This is a genomic window from Exiguobacterium sp. SH5S13 (assembly GCF_004337085.1).
Classification (GTDB): domain Bacteria; phylum Bacillota; class Bacilli; order Exiguobacteriales; family Exiguobacteriaceae; genus Exiguobacterium; species Exiguobacterium aurantiacum_A.
The window spans coordinates 1-15,865 of record NZ_SJUS01000037.1 but is presented as its reverse complement, the minus strand read 5'-3'; the positions used below and the strand labels follow the sequence as shown (position 1 = coordinate 15,865).

Annotated in this window: 10 protein-coding genes and 1 pseudogene; 4 read left to right on the top strand and 7 right to left on the bottom strand. The window is 44.3% G+C overall.

Going from position 1 to position 15,865, the window contains the following annotated elements; all coding sequences use genetic code 11:
• Window positions 1-177 precede the first annotated feature (177 nt).
• Window positions 178-465, top strand: coding sequence for a hypothetical protein (locus tag EVJ30_RS14375; protein ID WP_131458651.1), 288 nt, complete (start codon window positions 178-180; stop codon window positions 463-465).
• A gap of 4 nt (window positions 466-469) precedes the next feature.
• Window positions 470-1,906 carry an ImmA/IrrE family metallo-endopeptidase gene (locus EVJ30_RS14370; protein ID WP_131458650.1) on the top strand — a complete coding sequence of 479 codons (1,437 nt, stop codon included), beginning with the start codon at window positions 470-472 and terminating at the stop codon, window positions 1,904-1,906.
• Window positions 1,907-2,206: 300 nt separating this feature from the next.
• Here EVJ30_RS14370 and EVJ30_RS14365 read toward each other — a convergent pair whose 3' ends face one another.
• The 5 genes and pseudogenes from EVJ30_RS14365 to EVJ30_RS14345 all read right to left on the bottom strand — a co-directional run bounded on the left by EVJ30_RS14365 (window position 2,207) and on the right by EVJ30_RS14345 (window position 11,686).
• Window positions 2,207-2,599, bottom strand: coding sequence for a hypothetical protein (locus tag EVJ30_RS14365; RefSeq protein ID WP_071398599.1), 393 nt, complete (start codon window positions 2,597-2,599; stop codon window positions 2,207-2,209).
• The gene (locus tag EVJ30_RS14360; protein ID WP_131458649.1) at window positions 2,596-4,020 is read right to left on the bottom strand and encodes an RHS repeat domain-containing protein; all 1,425 of its coding nucleotides are present in this window, start codon (window positions 4,018-4,020) and stop codon (window positions 2,596-2,598) included. Before EVJ30_RS14360 ends, EVJ30_RS14365 begins: the two co-directional genes overlap by 4 nt.
• Before the next feature lie 139 nt (window positions 4,021-4,159).
• Window positions 4,160-4,452 (bottom strand): annotated as a pseudogene (locus EVJ30_RS15360) (transposase); the annotation flags it as partial.
• 152 nt (window positions 4,453-4,604) lie between these two features.
• Complete coding sequence (locus tag EVJ30_RS14350) at window positions 4,605-4,964, bottom strand: transposase (protein WP_131458647.1); 360 nt, start codon at window positions 4,962-4,964, stop codon at window positions 4,605-4,607.
• Window positions 4,961-11,686 carry a DNRLRE domain-containing protein gene (locus EVJ30_RS14345; RefSeq protein WP_161568859.1) on the bottom strand — a complete coding sequence of 2,242 codons (6,726 nt, stop codon included), beginning with the start codon at window positions 11,684-11,686 and terminating at the stop codon, window positions 4,961-4,963. The genes EVJ30_RS14350 and EVJ30_RS14345 overlap by 4 nt, the downstream gene beginning before the upstream one ends.
• Window positions 11,687-12,972: 1,286 nt before the next feature.
• Here EVJ30_RS14345 and EVJ30_RS14340 point away from each other — a divergent pair.
• A complete protein-coding gene (locus EVJ30_RS14340) occupies window positions 12,973-13,308 on the top strand; it encodes a hypothetical protein (RefSeq protein WP_131458645.1) in 336 nt (111 codons plus the stop codon).
• Between the two features lie 232 nt (window positions 13,309-13,540).
• Window positions 13,541-13,762, top strand: a complete 222-nt coding sequence (locus EVJ30_RS14335; protein ID WP_131458644.1) for a hypothetical protein — start codon at window positions 13,541-13,543, stop codon at window positions 13,760-13,762.
• 336 nt (window positions 13,763-14,098) lie between these two features.
• On the opposite strand, the gene EVJ30_RS14330 is transcribed toward EVJ30_RS14335, so the two are convergent.
• Together EVJ30_RS14330 and EVJ30_RS14325 are read right to left on the bottom strand one after the other, a co-directional pair.
• Window positions 14,099-14,722, bottom strand: coding sequence for a helix-turn-helix domain-containing protein (locus EVJ30_RS14330; RefSeq protein WP_161568803.1), 624 nt, complete (start codon window positions 14,720-14,722; stop codon window positions 14,099-14,101).
• A gap of 105 nt (window positions 14,723-14,827) precedes the next feature.
• On the bottom strand, window positions 14,828-15,355 hold the full coding sequence (locus EVJ30_RS14325) for a hypothetical protein (protein WP_131458642.1): 528 nt from the start codon (window positions 15,353-15,355) through the stop codon (window positions 14,828-14,830).
• Window positions 15,356-15,865 lie beyond the last annotated feature (510 nt).

The following is a 15,865-nucleotide window of genomic DNA, read 5'->3' as shown; positions in this document are numbered from 1 at the left end:
ACAAATCCTGACAGAGCTCCTGCAGGCGCTCATGCAGACCGAGGGCATCGAGGACATCATGACGACGGACCAGTTCAAACCGACGTTCCTCGAGACGGCGGAACATGTCGTCCAGGAACGCATCGAGCATCAGAAACAGAAGAAGGACACACTAACTTTTGAGAGAGGATGAATTCTATGCGACCACTTGATCGTCTCTTTACGATGGGACAACTGTTGACAATTCAACCGAACACCGTCACGGTCCTCATCTATGGAAAACGGTACGACATCCCGATATCCGTTTCCGAGCATCAACTTTTGACCGCCATCGCGCAAGACGAGATTGTCTTACTTCCCGTCAATTTCGAGCGGACACAACTGTTACTCGACATTTCGGAATCGTCGCCACAACTCGAACGTGAACTGAATGAATTTGCGGATAGTGATGAATCTGTCACCGACTTGTTGAAGGAAGGAGTCTGAAACGATGGCCAAGATGAAGACGAACGAAGAACGGAAAGCCGAGCTCGAGGCCTTGACCGAACAGATGGGACAACAGATCGACAGCTACTTCGAGAGTCCAGAGAAAATCCGGGAACATCTACAGTTCCTCGGCAAGTTCCATCAATACTCGATGCGGAACGCGGTCTTGATTGAGTCCCAGTTCCCCGGCGCGGTCGCGGTCGGCTCTTATCCGTTCTGGGAGAAGCAGGGCGCACAGGTCCAGAAAGGTGAGCGTGGCATCAAGGTATTCGTCCCAAATCCAGTGACTTATGCCTTACACAAAGACGAATGGGTGCCGCTCAGCAAGGCACCTAAGCCGGTCAAGGATGGTGTGAAACAAGGAAGAATCCCATCACGCAAAATGATGTACTTCAAGATCGGTCACGTGTTCGAGTACACACAGACCGACGCGCGCGAAAAAGGAATCGAGGTCTCGGACATCTTCAAACGGTATCACCGGGACGGCGGTCTCGAGAACGAACAAGACATCCGCGACGCCTTGACGACACTCGCGGATGCCCGGAATGTGACCCTATTAGAGGAACCGCTCGACGAGATCGGGACGGCGAAGGGTTGTTACTATCCGGAGTTGCATGCAATCGCCTTGAACCCGCGGAACACATCGATCGAGGACATCACAGTCTTGATCCATGAGCTCGCTCACACGGAGCTACACAATCAGGAACGGAATTTTGAACGAGACCAACCGCTCACGGCACCTGAGAAGGAGTTCCAAGCCGAGATGGTCGCCTATGTCGTCTCACATCAGCTCGGGTTCCCGACGGACGATTTCTCGCTCTCTTACTTGGCCGGTTGGACGAAAGACAAGGAACTCCTCGACAAGGAACAGCTGTTGCAGGAGGTCCATCAGACGTCCGCAGGCTTCCTCGACCATATCGAGTCACACTTAGAAAAAGTACACGCCTTACAACAGGAGAAAGAACAGAGCCCTCTTGATTACCTTGAACAGCTGGAGCGGCGTATGGGATGGAAAGACGCTGACCTCAGTCTTTATGAACGGGTGCATGCCGTACAAAGTGTGTCTCCCGAGGAGGTGGAGCCCTATCTGAACGCAAAAGCGACCCTCGAGACGAACCTGAAGATGGATCGCGTCGATGGGCCGCTCATGTATATTCACGATAAAGGTTTCGGGTTCCAGTCATTCGGTGTCGCAAACAATCACGACTTCAATGACGACGCGCTTGTCGTTTACACGATTGCATTACCAGATCAGCCATTGATTAGCGGTCACTTTGATCCCGAAAAAACAGTTCATCCATTACACGATTTAGAAAAGAACAATAAGGTTGAAAAACCAACCCTCAAAAATCTTGAAGATAATTGGCATGATGTGTTGCTTGCTGATGAAAAGGAACCCTTTTCACGAACCGCTTTTTTGAATATTGAACGCTTAGTTTAACAAACCGTCGTATTAAAAAACACTCCCTAATAAGAAAGCAGATTTTTACTTTGTCTGCCTACTTTTTTGGGAGCATACTTGTAAGATTCAATTTTTTTAATCATCTTTATTTCTTACTGAGATTTGCATTACTAAGGTTCGCCCTAAGAATAATAAAAAGACTCAACCTTTCTGAAGTCAAGTTGAGTCTATCTCAAAGTGTTTATATTTATTTGGTAAAGTAAAAACTATATTATCAGGTTCGAAAAATAAACTCTAAATCAGAGGTTACCCTTTAATTTCAAATATTTTTTCACACAATCATTCCAAGAATTTTAATTGTTCTTTTTTTCTCTTTTCAAAAATGCGGAGCGCTTCACCTTCTCTCTCAAGTAAATCATCATAATGATTCGAGCCGTCCACTAATTCTTTATAACCCCAAATTGCGTTAACATTATTGATTAATGGGAAATCAAAACTCCAATTTTCTGGAATTTTGTGTTTTTCTACAGTAAATAACTCAGCTGGAAACCATGAAGGGTTATAATCATTTACTTGAATTAAGTATTGTAAAGAACCACCCCAAAGACTCATACCATAAACTATATAAGTATCATTAATTTTCAACTCAAAATCAGCCTCAATAGAGTATCCTAGTTTTATTGTATTGGGTAAAAGATTTACGCCGGTCACCTCTTTACATTTAACTTTCATTTTTTCTTCCCTCTTTTATCATCAAATTTAAAGTCATCAAACTTTCCGGTTTTTATATTCTTAAGATAATGTATCTCCACTCCATCTACATTTTTAGCCATTTTCCTCCACCCGTCTTGTTGTCTCCATCTTGGGTCAGTCATTCCTTTTGTCATATTTAATATTCGACCTGAATTAGGATTATAGAGAACGTTTCTCATTGCAACTTCTTCTTTGTAAGTTCTTGGGACTTGGCGACCTGTAGATCCTCTACCTAGTGATTTACTACGAATCAAATATTGTAAATTTGAAAGAGGGACTGATTTTTTCGCGGGTACAGTAATCTTTCTAACACTAGTGTAATACCTGATCCCACTACCATAAGAATAGTATCCATATCCATATCCATCAGGACGCCACATAAGTCCATCTGGATCAATCCTTGTCAACGGATTGTTCATAACATAACTGTATCCATTTGCCATTTCGATTGATTCGTTACTATCTAATAAAGGATCAATTGAAAGAAACACAGCTTGTTCTGAGTTGTAATAACGAGCCATCAAATAGTAGAGCGCCAAGTCTTCGTCATAATAGTATGACGCATAACGAATTGGTTGACCTGTCAGTTTCGAATCAGTGATGTTCGACGTGAGCGGTTTACCCCATGTGTCATAGGTGTATTTGGCAGCAACATTACCTAAAGTATCCGTGATTGCAACAATATCTCCACGATAGTTCCGTTGATAATTGTACCATGTCCCATTTGTTTTTAGCCCGACGAGGATATGGTCCGCATTATAGACGTACTCCCGGATTGCTTTGCCAGCCGTATCTGTTTCGGCCATCAGTCGGTTCGAATCTCCGTCGTAATGGAAGCGAATCGTACCGCTCGGCCCCGTCTTCTGGATACGGCGCCCTTGTTCGTCATAAACAAATTGCCATTTCTTTGTCCCGTTGACTTCTTCAATCGCAGTCAGTTTTCCTAGACCGTCCCATAAATATTTCAGACGTCCGTCATTGATCCGGTTCCCGTCTGCATCATACGTAATGGCTTGCCCCTTGAACTTAGTCATCCGGTTTGAGTTATCGAACTCAGCTACAACTTGGTTGTTGATATGTGTGCGATTTCCTCGTTTGTCATATGTGTAATTGATCGTCTGTCCGTCAAGTGTCTTCTCTTCGACCAATTGATCCATCGCGTCATAGGAATAACTCGCAGTTTGTCCATCTTTCTTTAAACCTGACAGGTTTCCATATTGATCGTAACTATAACGCTCAAATGCAATCTGTTTGTCACCAGCAGAGGCGGACCATGCTGATACGGCACCAGTCTCATCGAACTCGACGAGCGACTCACCGGCTTGTCCTGGCATGGTAATCTGCGTCGTCTTACCATCCTCATTATGGCGGAAAGACCACTTCTGTTCATCAACAGTCACCCCATGGTTTCGTTTAGCGACGTCATTGATGAAGTCACGCTTCGTTCCCGCTAACGTTATTGAGAGTGGGAGTTCGGTCCCAACACCATTCTTTTCTTGAATCGGTTAACTCGCTATGACTAGTATACTTCTCAATCTATTTTCGAAGAACTGACTCATCACTGATTTGATTGTTGGAGAGAACTTCTATCTTGGTGACTCCGTCTAGATTGTCACGGACTGCCGAAATGTTCTGTTCCTTGATGTAAAGGTTCCAGGTCTTCGATTCCTCTAAGGCGTCGATCTCACCATATCGAACTTGGCTTTCCACACCCGGAGAGTATTCTCAGAGACCTGATGAGCCTCCTCGATTTCCTTCCCGGTATATTTTTCTGCTTCCACCAAACGTAGTGTACTCAGTTTTTGTTCAATCGAATACCGACTTCTCGTCATAAAAAAAACACTCCCCAATCAGATAAACAGATTTGTAATTTCATCTGTATACCTATCGAGGAGCATAGAAGCTTAAATGGGTGCCTCTTTCATGATATTAACTTAGTTCAAATAGAACCAAGAAAAAATTACATTTTTATTTTATTCACTAATCAAGGGTATAGGTCGTTTTCTTCCATAAACATTAGAAATTCATCTTGTAATTCATTTTCCGTGTCATGAGAGTCAAGAAATAATTTAGATTCAATTTCAGTTCCATCGAGAGTAGAACTACCATCAATTACACCTAACACAAGAGAAATTGTATCAATCATAGTTTGTTCCATGATTTGCATCAAGGTTTCTTTCCCTTCAAGATCTGATGTTTGGTATAAGCTTAAAGCCTTTCTCCAAAAGTCACTCATATCAGGTGTAATTTCTGTTGTTTCATACATTTCTTTTGATTCTTCAAGACCTTCTTTGACTACAGTACTGTACAATGCTTTCACAAATTCTTCATTAAATTTTGTCATCTTTTTCTCCTCATTTCTGGATACATATCTTTGTTCATCTTAATAAGTTTTCTGAGTGTCGAGTTCGGGATATTTTTATAAACTCTTCTCAATTCCCGTATATCTCTTGCTAGTAAATCTCTTGGATTATTTATTCCTCGAGTATTTCTAGATACTATACCATGAGTTGGATGTTTTCTCGTGTGACCTACTCGCGGGACATTTATAGAAGGTCCAGTTCTTGGATTATAGCTTGCAACAAATTTTTTCATAACAGCTTTTTGACCAACATGGTGAGCGTCTAATCCTTTCCCACCTCTTATTGAACCATAGGAGCCGACTTGATATTTATACTTTTTTGTTTTTTTAGCTGTAGCAGCTAATTTTCTCCCGTATCTATACACCGTTCCAAATCCAACAGCACCACTCGCCGCACTATAAGCAGTATAACCCCATTTTTTCCAGCCTGTATATCCGCGAGACTTAGCTGTTTGATAACCGGTATAAGCCCCATAGCCAGCCTTAACCGCAATCCAAGCCCATGTTCCGTCTGGATCGACTTTCAGAACCGGATTATTGTCCGCATACGAGTAGCCATTCGCCATCGAGACGGTCTCATCGGCATCAAGTTCTGGATCGATGGATAAGAAGACGGCCTGTTCTGGATGGTAGTAACGGGCCATTAAATAGTAAAGCGCTAAATCTTCATCGTAGTAGTACGACGCATATCGGATTGGTTGACCAGTGAGCTTTGGATCGATGATGTTACTCGTGAGCGGTTTGCCCCATGTGTCATAAGTGTATGCGGCAGCAACTTTCCCATCCATATCCGTGATCGCTACAATATCGCCACGGTAGTTCCGTTGATAATTGTACCATGTTCCACTTGTCTTTAGTCCGACAAGGATATGGTCCGCATTATAGACGTACTCTCGGATTGGTTTGCCGGCCGTATCTGTTTCGGCCATCAGTCGGTTCGAATCTCCGTCGTAATGGAAGCGAATCGTACCGCTCGGCCCCGTCTTCTGGATACGGCGCCCTTGTTCGTCATAAACAAATTGCCATTTCTTTGTCCCGTTGACTTCTTCAATCGCAGTCAGTTTTCCTAGACCGTCCCATAAATATTTCAGACGTCCGTCATTGATCCGGTTCCCGTCTGCATCATACGTAATGGCTTGCCCCTTGAACTTAGTCATCCGGTTTGAGTTATCGAACTCAGCTACAACTTGGTTGTTGATATGTGTGCGATTTCCTCGTTTGTCATATGTGTAATTGATCGTCTGTCCGTCAAGTGTCTTCTCTTCGACCAATTGATCCATCGCGTCATAGGAATAACTCGCAGTTTGTCCATCTTTCTTTAAACCTGACAGGTTTCCATATTGATCGTAACTATAACGCTCAAATGCAATCTGTTTGTCACCAGCAGAGGCGGACCATGCTGATACGGCACCAGTCTCATCGAACTCGACGAGCGACTCACCGGCTTGTCCTGGCATGGTAATCTGCGTCGTCTTACCATCCTCATTATGGCGGAAAGCCCAATGTTGACTATCGACCGTTACCCCATGGTTCCGTTTGGCGATGTCATAGGTGAAGTCACGCTTCGTTCCCGCTAACGTCATTGAGAGTGGAAGCTCTGTCCCGACACCATTCACATCTTCGTAATCCCATGTCTGGAGCACTCCATGGTAATCCGTCAGGTTCAACAGACGTCCTTTACCAATTTCGTCATTTTCTTCGTCACCTGGGTCATATTCGTACTTCTTCTGTTTCGAGCTATCATTTCCCATTTGAACCGAGAGGATGTCACCAGAAGATGAATCATATGCATACTTGAATCGGCTCGTCGTTTTAATACTTTCTTCCGTTCCCGTCTCACTTGTCGGATCAGTACTCTCTACCTTTGTTGTCTCTTGCAGTTCAATGATATTCCCTTCGTCGTCGTAAATTTTAGATAGGCTGTTCCCTGAAGGGAGAAGCGTTTTTATTAAGTTACCAGTGTGAGGCGCATATTCATACGCATACTTCTGCCCCCCTGGACGAATGACCGAAGTGATACGACCTTTCAAATATCCATATTTAGTGAGTGTTCCATCAAATACCTTTTGTGTGACCTCACCTTTTTTATTGTAATCATAGGAAATGACAGTCCCGTTCTCTGCGGTTGTCGTCTTCAAACGCCCTAATAGATCATAGGTGTTCGTCCGTGTGCGATTCCCTTGACCGACGGTTAAGACATTCCCGAACGCGTCGACCGTATTGGTCACTGGAAGTTTCGTCAGCCCGGCGTCTTTTAAGACGTGGTTTCCTTGCTTGTCATATGTCGAGTCAGACACGACTCGTCCGATTGACGCTCTGACCGCATCGATAAGAATGGTGCTAGTCGAGTTATTCTTAATAGTGAGTTCGATTTTCACGAGCTTCTTGTTCTCATCTGAGGTCAATTGGATGGTTTGACGTTGCCATGTCGCGTCGTTGTCTTTTCCAGTATAGTCTAAGGCATGGAATGCGGCTGTCTTCTGTACCGTCGTTCCGTCCTCATATGTCGCCACCACGTTCAGTGAATCTGTTTTCGAAGCCTTTTGTGCCAAGGCACTCACATAGAACGGTTTTGCTATCGATTGGTTAACAAAAATGGTTTGTTTCGCCGTTCCATCAGGTTGAAGGTACAAGCCACTCTCACTCATATAACCTGTCGAGCTTGCTGTAGCCTTCACCAACTGCCATTTGTTGAGGCCATCGAATCCGCCCTGTTCGACATGGTTGAACGCCGAGGCCGAGACGGCATGCCCTTGTTTCGCAGTGTCGAGTTGCACCTCGTCAAACAAGGTCGAACCATTCTCAGAGATAATGTTGATTCGAGCTTTGACGGCCCCATTTTTTGCTGTGAACTCGACGAATCGTCTTGTCCATTCCCCTAAATTGCCCATTGGACGAATCGTATAAGTTTCAGTTACGACATTCGAGCTATTCAAGAGCGTGAGCGTGACACTTCCTTTCGACGTGCCTGATGTCTTCATATCGATACCCAAGTTATACGGGTGACCAGTTTTAATGTTGACTTCTCTTGTGAACGTCGCGTTGTTCAACTGAAGCGCTTTACCATTTCGACCGCCATCCACAAGCACTCCTGGAGTCACCGTCTCCGTTACTTCAAAGCCACCGTTTGGATACAGATTGACGCCTGGCGTTAATCCCACACCTGTTCGCGTGACGTTTCCGCGATTGTCATACTCTGTGAACCCAATTCGTTCCTCTGGTTCCTCATGATCGACGATTTCTTCACGATCCTCGTTCAAGGCCACTTCTTCGGCCAAACCGAACTCATCTTCGATTCGGAGGAGGTCGTCCCCATTCTCAGCGTATTCATAGGTCGTGATCGACGTGGCATCTTTCTCTACGAGTACATTTCCGTCTAACTCCGTCGTCTTGTCGACGTCAGCCGTATCCCGATCATCGTACGTGGTCGATTCGACAGAACCGTCCGGATTTTTAACGCTTATGATTCGATGGTCTTTCCACTCATAAATTGTTTTCTCATCGCCTTCTGCCTCTTCAATCAAATGGCCCACATCATTAAATGTGTAGACAATCGGTGTCATGACTTGATCATCTTTTGAATCGACGGTCGCAACTTTGTAGACCATGCGCTCTTTTGAATCACCCGACGTCTTCTCATAGGCATTGCGTGTACCATCTACCTCTTGGACAATCGATGGGATCGCATTATCGAATTCACCGACAATTTCATTTGGTTCGGCTGAGGTATGGCCCGGCAAAATCAAGCGATTGATTGAAGATGGGAAATCTGGACGCTCCGCGACCTCGCCCGTCTCTTCAATCGTGTTGACACTCTCCGTATAGGCGTAACCGTATGTCTCAATCGGGGTTGACCCTCTAAAGCTATCAACAGATGTCAAACGATCCCAAGCATCGTATGTGTATCGATACGTGCGCGAGTCAACTTTCTCATCCGAAGACGCGGTCGCTGTCATCGCCTCGACCCAGCCTTTGTCATTATAGGTAAAGGTAAGGCGGTTCGGTGAGGTCGTGCCCGTGTCACTCGCCGCATAGATGGTTGTTAAACGTTTAACACCTTGGACATCTGAATAGTCGAAACGGACGTTATTCTTTTTCCCGTTCTCTTTCGCGTCATATTCCATCCCGACTAGTTGGCCAGTTTGATTGTAGATTTCACGATGACCATCACTCGTTTGAATGACATATTGTGAACCGTTGTTCTCAATGCTGAACTCATAATCGATTCCGGTCGGCGGCAGAAGTTTCTCGACCGTCTTTCCATTCTCTTGAACAAACGTACGGAGGAACAAGTGACCGCTGCCGTCAGCATCGATATAGCGAATGACTTTCGGTTTGTCTTCTGTCGGAATCTCGAGTCGTCGTTCCAACCCGCTGCTCCATCCAAGCCCGAACATGCCGAATCGGATCGACTTCGAGTTAAAGTAGCGACTCGCTTCAACAGCCGGCCCTCGTCCCGGAAGCACTTCATCCGTCTCTTCCAAGAACTGATTTTCTTTCATGACGTTGAACGAGCCAATCGAGGTATCAAGCATTGGATAAAACTCTTCTGTACCAAGATCCGGCTCATCTACCTTTAAGATACGTGGTGTCGTCGGGAGGCTCCGATTCAAGTTCCCTTCGGCGACAAAGTTCGATGCCAATAATACAGCTGGCTGGACCGCGCGACGATGAGCGGTCACACGGATCCAATAGTTGGTATGCTTCCCATACTTCCCGCCTGACAAGACATAGTTCGAGCTTGGATCGACAGGGAGTTCTCCTCCTTGCCCGACAACTCCGTTATTGTTCAATTTGTAAGACTGACCGGCAAGTGGCCATAATTTCTTGTTTCGAGAATGCCACGTGGTCACGTCACTCGGGACGGTCTCGACCAAGTCATACTCTTTTCCGTTATACAAATACACGTTATATCCTGCAGCACCAGGAACGGGTTGCCAGCTAGTGAACAAGAAACCGGTGTTGGTCTTCCGGTTATCCGAATAGCCGACGCCTTCCGTCGTCACCCGGGTTGCCGGTACGTTGAACGTACGGACGTCAGATCCGGCACTCTGGCCTTTCGACGATTTCGCGTAGACGCGGAAGTAATAGTGGAGGATATTATGATAGGTTGTTCGGTCCGGGTTGTTCTTTCGATACAACGGGCGAGGGTCGCCAGGGAAATCTTGTCCATCACCTTTGCGGAATGCTGTCCGTGTATTGACTGGCATGGCATTGATTTGCGCCGTCGTAGGGAAGAGACGTTTTCCGTTCGGGCTCCAGCTCGTTGTGGTGACATTATCAATCAACTCGTAGGCGAAACCGTTAAACACGTAGACATCATAGCTTGTCGCATGCTCTGACTCATCCCAGCTCAATGCAAATTGTCCACGATCGTCAGCTGTCGTATCCCCGGCAGTAACTGCTAGATTCGTCGGCACGTCTGGAATCAGTTCTTGCAACGAACGTTTAGCCGTCGATGAAGCTGAGCCACTACCCAACTTATAGTCTGCGATGACACGGAATTGGTATGATAACGTGTTCGTTGTCGTTCCGCTACTACTATTAAAGAAGGTAGATGGATCGACTGGAAGTTCCTGTCCGTCGCCGTTGCGGAACTTGATCCCACCAGTTGATGATTCTTTCGTTCCGTACTGAGTAGTCTTTGGGAACATCCCTTTATCTTTTGTTGTATAAGATCGGGCTGTCCCGTTGTAAACTGTCTGCCAACCTTTCCCATCAAACATCTGTAGGCGGTATCCTGTCGCCCCAGCCATCGCTGGCCACGATACATTGACATGACCAGTAGATGAAGTCGGGGTCGTCAAGAAGCCTTCTGTGGAGATCGAGGCCATCTTCGGATAACTGTACGTGACGTTCAATCGAGTACGGTTTGTCCCAGTTTCAGAGGCTGTAATTTGTTTCCAATGTGTCGTCCCGTTACCGTTCGTATGGAACTTGAACCCATAATCTGTTCGGCTTCCAGCAGCCACCTGAGAAACGAAAGATGTCACATCAAAGTTCGCCCATTGATTGCGTGCGACATTCGTTGAACCAAGATTCGTCGATGAGGGGCGTGTGTTCCAGGTGACGCCTGTCTCAGACCAGTTCGCATTAACGCGATCGAGCCACAATCCATTTTGTTGTGTTCCATAATAACTCCATGTGACATATGAATTCACTTCTGCCGAACTAACAGTGGCACCTCTTAAATCCGTAAGGGCAGGGAATTTAATGAGTCCATAGTTTGTACCCGTAGTAGTGTCATAATAGCCAACCCATAACACGTACTCGCCACGAGACGAGCTCCAAAACTTGTTCATGTTCGTGGTCGGGTTCTTGCTTGATACAAACGTATCGAGGGTCGCGTCACGAGCTAGTGTCGGATCGACGTAAATCGGATAGACTCGCGCTGGATCGTTCAACCACTCTTGGTCAGGTACGATTTTAAGTTCATATGAAGTGCCATTCACTTCCGTGAGTTCATATGCGATATCAAAAGAGCGAGCGGGAAGTCCTGATTTCTCATCGATTGCACTGTCCTGCATTTCAGGGACAGGCATCGTGATGACAAGGGCCTCCTCTTCGTAAAAAAGAATCTGGTTATCCTTTAGTACAGGTTTCAATGATGTATTGAATTCATAAATGATTTCTTTCGGTAATTGAGCAGACTGATTAAAGATCAAGTCTTCCTTCACTTCATCGTTCAATGCGATGTGACGCAAGTCCACATTCGGAAACACATTTCGATGCCAAACCTGATTTTCACGGACGAGGGTCTGAGTCTCCTTGGGCGCTACTAGACCTTCCTCGTACTGAAGTCCTTTTAACGTGAAAGCAATACTTGTAGCGTCTTCCCCAACTTCTAAAAATGGTGTTTCCGACCGTAATGCTCGGTCAAAACTTACCGGGAGATTTGTAGACTTCGGTGAAAAACCTCCCTGAGTCGATTCCAACGTTGCATCCACAGGTACGATTTCCCCATCGGCATTTTTAATTTTCACCGTGTCATCATAGGCGTTGAGCTCATATGTATCAGGCTCATTCCCTTCCGTCACGACCACATGATCTCCTGTAATGTCTTCTACAGGCAGGTAATCCGGCTCGGAATCAGGTGCAACCAGTTCAGCATTCTGTTCCTCATTAGTCGATGAAGTAGACGCTTTTCTTTCATTTTCTTCAGCCTTTACTCCTTCTCCCATTGGGAAAGAAGATAATACAAGTGTCACGACTAAGAACCATGACAACATTTTATGACTTAACTTATACATACATAACCTCCATATTTTTCATTAAATGTTATGAACAAGGCAACATGACATCATGAATCTTACACAAAATTAGAAAAAGAGGGAATAGAAAATTACATATTCGACGATGAAAATATAATGAAAATGTAATCTTGAAATATTTTTGTATTATTGTTTCAATATAATCGTATTTATTTATGAAATAGAGAAACCATTTGCTACGCTTAAGAAATTTTAAAACCATAAAAAAAAAGTACTCAACATGGTATTGAGTACTTTAAACAATAACTCGGGGCTCACATCTAGTAGAAACGATGAAAAGAGAGTCCTTTTTAAGAAAAGCGATGCGCATTGATTTTTTCATTTGATAGAATGAGTTCAAAAAAAACAAGATGCATAAACTAGTTCGATCTATAAGGATAGGGGGATTCGGTCTATCAAAGAGGCAACACACCATCTAGAAACACATACGTCGGGCTCCTCCATGCCATATCGCATTATCATGAACGGGATAATTTTTGATGAGACGTTTATATATGCGGGACGCAGCTATCAATTCACCACTAACCCTGATCTAAAAAAGAAAAAATCAGATGAAATGAAAATTCAGAAAAAAGAACGTTTTTAACATGTCTGGTCGACGAAGTTTCATGTGCGACACCTCCTAAAATTTTAAAGCACCGCATTCGATTTGTACATAAACTCGTCACTGTTTGCCATCCGTAACACGGGATACACTTAAATCAAAAAGGAGTTATCTCATGAATCTTCAAGAGTGGATTAGACTTTTTCATAAGACGGAGACACTACGCTTTGATCACCTTTGGAAATACTTAAATGCGCTACCACAAGAACTCGAAGAGTACATTGATCGACTCAATCCTTGGTTGAATATCGCTTTGAAATCCTCTGATGGTATCGATGACGCGGATGTCATCGACGAACTTGAGCATTACCTACTTCAGCGATTCAACAAACAGAAAAAGAAAGTCAAAGTCACGCTCGAGGTCGAGTTGGAACTATTGGAAGGTGTCTTCAATTTTTCTCAGACCGAAAAAATGAGAATGACTGAACGAGTCACAAACCATATGGAATGAATCAGATGAAATTGAATCTCAAGAGGACGTTGAATCTAATCTCCTCTCGTTCGTTCAAAATATTTTCTTCCATCCGGTCCAAGCAGCAGGAACAAGTAAAATTAAGAATGCTTCTAGTACTCGAAGTATTTACGATGCAAGGGCCACTAGTTGGAAAGTTGTCACAGCATATATTGGTGCAGAGTTCACTTATAATGGAACTACAGTCACTGCGAGAAGAACAGGAAACTACATGAAGACTGAAAATGGGGGAGGTATTCTTGTCGACATAGTCGATAAAAAAAGTGAGGTTCAAAAGCCAAGTAGCTCGAGAAGAATCGCTTATCAAGAAGGAACAGCTATTATTGGCATCACTTTTAAAGGACACGGTCTCAAGTTACAAGAACGATATTTACGTGTGAATGTAGAGTGTAACGCAAAAGGGACAATTACTAAAAATTCTATTTTAAGATAAACTGGAGGTATGGACATGAACGTTCTTGATTTTGCAATATTTTTACTGCTATTCATTTCATTCGTAATTTTTATGATTGTCAAATTAGTAAAGAAACCAAAGAAAAATAAAAAGTTGTAAGCTCAAAGTAAAAATAAGTTACTCGTTCAACATTCAATCAATTCTATGTTTATATCGCTGACTATGATTGAGGAATAGTTCTATCCATACAAGCTTCGCACATTCAAAAATGAAAATGTGATGGGCAGGAAATAGTTTACATCAATTTAATACAATAACGATTGCAAAAGGCGTATTCTCAATAACACAGAGAATACGCCTTTTCGTTAGATTCCTCTAAATTTTAAATTCATTTTTGTACATTCCTGACCTCTTTTTAAACCTTACATGTTCAATCAACGCCTGCATGATTTGTTCTTCTTTAATGCCAAAATCCTGATCGAACGGCACTCGCTCTCCTTCGAATAGAAATGCATCAATCAAGTAAAGGACTCGTGGTTTTTTACGCGGAGCGCTGTCCTTCAGACATCGTTCCCAGACGAACTGCTCGAACTCTTTTGTATAGCCCCTATGCTCAATCGCATGTCGTACCATCGTTCGGGTTATATCAAGATGACCTTCCCATAGCCAACGTCCGGCCACTTGATGCCACATTTCAATGCGCCCCTGCTCTTTGATTGCTTTTACATCGATTTCGACGTGATACGGGGCCTCTTCTTCATTCTTGACGATCTCCCGAGCATCCCCTGTCACCGACTCCGGATACAGTTCCCACCCGTCAGGCATCCGTTCTTTGATGAACTGTTCGAGCGCCTCCTCACTGATCCGATATCCTTTTTTACGCGACTCGAGCGGTTCCGCCTGGATCACGCCTTTCCGTACCCAGTTCCGGACGGTCTCCTTATGGCTTGTGAGCTTGTTCTTCGATAGAATCTCAAAGGCCTCGTCAATCGTATACATGATGGACCTCCTTTTAACATAATGATGATTTCATTAAATAATACCATAACCATTGTATTAAATCGATGAGATTCCTTAAGCAATTTCAAATTCATTAGAAATCATTTAATGGATTCTAAACAAAAACACCATTCGGCCGAATGGTGTTCCTTGCGTGGCGTTAGACGCGCCCACGCTCTTGGTCTTGACGTTGCTCTTACGCTCCGTGCCTCCCGTCAGAAAGGACCAGGAACATAGAGATGCGGCTAAGCCAGCAGCTCTTGTTATCGGGCCGTCCTCGGACACGCCCCAATCCTCGAATCGGTACTTGATGAGCCAATGCACATGCATCACTTCATACTCGAACACACCTCTCGACAGCTCCGAGACGACGAAACTGACGGCACCGTCCGCCACCACCCATGTCCCGTACAGATACACCTTCTTGCGCGGACGCTCTGCCCCGTCCAAATAGATGAGCACCCGGAAGTAAGGCGAGTTTCGCCCCTCGTCGAAACGGACGACCTTCTCGACGTAATGTTCCTTGTCGACGACACGCATCCACTCCGGATGTTCCATCAGTTCCGAAAACACCGTCCGGACGAACGGATCCAACCCTTTAAACGCATAGTCATCCAATCGCATGTCGTCCATCACGTCTCATCCTTTCCGATTTTTATATAAACCTGTTCCCCGTCTAAAGACAGTTCAGTCCTTGTTCATAACCTACAGAAATGAAGACATTAGGAAACAGAATTGCAATTGTATAAAATATTCGCTCCTTCCTGATTACTGTTAAAGATATTGTATTCTCTTGCGATGTGGGAAGGAATATGAAGATATCCTTCTCCATAAACATTTCCCCTAGTACTCGTATGCCTGTGCGTACCCCATTCTAAATACGCTTGCTTCAATGTAAGAACATATGAATTTCCTGCTTCCGGCATATAAAGACCCCCACTACTAATTTTATAAACAATAGAGTTCAAGGCCGATCGAATTAGAAAAACGGTATTCTACATTCAATCGTGCTTTAACTGTAATCAACGCTGTTAAAATCCCTTATATCAACGTATTAAAAATCCCTCAAATTAACGGATAATGATTCTGACAACCTGAAAATGGAGTGTGAGACATGATCCGAAGTGAGGGATTTTTTATGAT

Coding starts and splice junctions, on each gene's coding strand:
- EVJ30_RS14375 (WP_131458651.1), top strand. CDS start 178: ATGCGACCACTTGATCGTCTCTTTACGATGGGACAACTGTTGACAATT.
- EVJ30_RS14370 (WP_131458650.1), top strand. CDS start 470: ATGGCCAAGATGAAGACGAACGAAGAACGGAAAGCCGAGCTCGAGGCC.
- EVJ30_RS14365 (WP_071398599.1), bottom strand. CDS start 2,599: ATGAAAGTTAAATGTAAAGAGGTGACCGGCGTAAATCTTTTACCCAAT.
- EVJ30_RS14350 (WP_131458647.1), bottom strand. CDS start 4,964: ATGACAAAATTTAATGAAGAATTTGTGAAAGCATTGTACAGTACTGTA.
- EVJ30_RS14340 (WP_131458645.1), top strand. CDS start 12,973: ATGAATCTTCAAGAGTGGATTAGACTTTTTCATAAGACGGAGACACTA.
- EVJ30_RS14335 (WP_131458644.1), top strand. CDS start 13,541: ATGAAGACTGAAAATGGGGGAGGTATTCTTGTCGACATAGTCGATAAA.
- EVJ30_RS14330 (WP_161568803.1), bottom strand. CDS start 14,722: ATGTATACGATTGACGAGGCCTTTGAGATTCTATCGAAGAACAAGCTC.
- EVJ30_RS14325 (WP_131458642.1), bottom strand. CDS start 15,355: ATGGACGACATGCGATTGGATGACTATGCGTTTAAAGGGTTGGATCCG.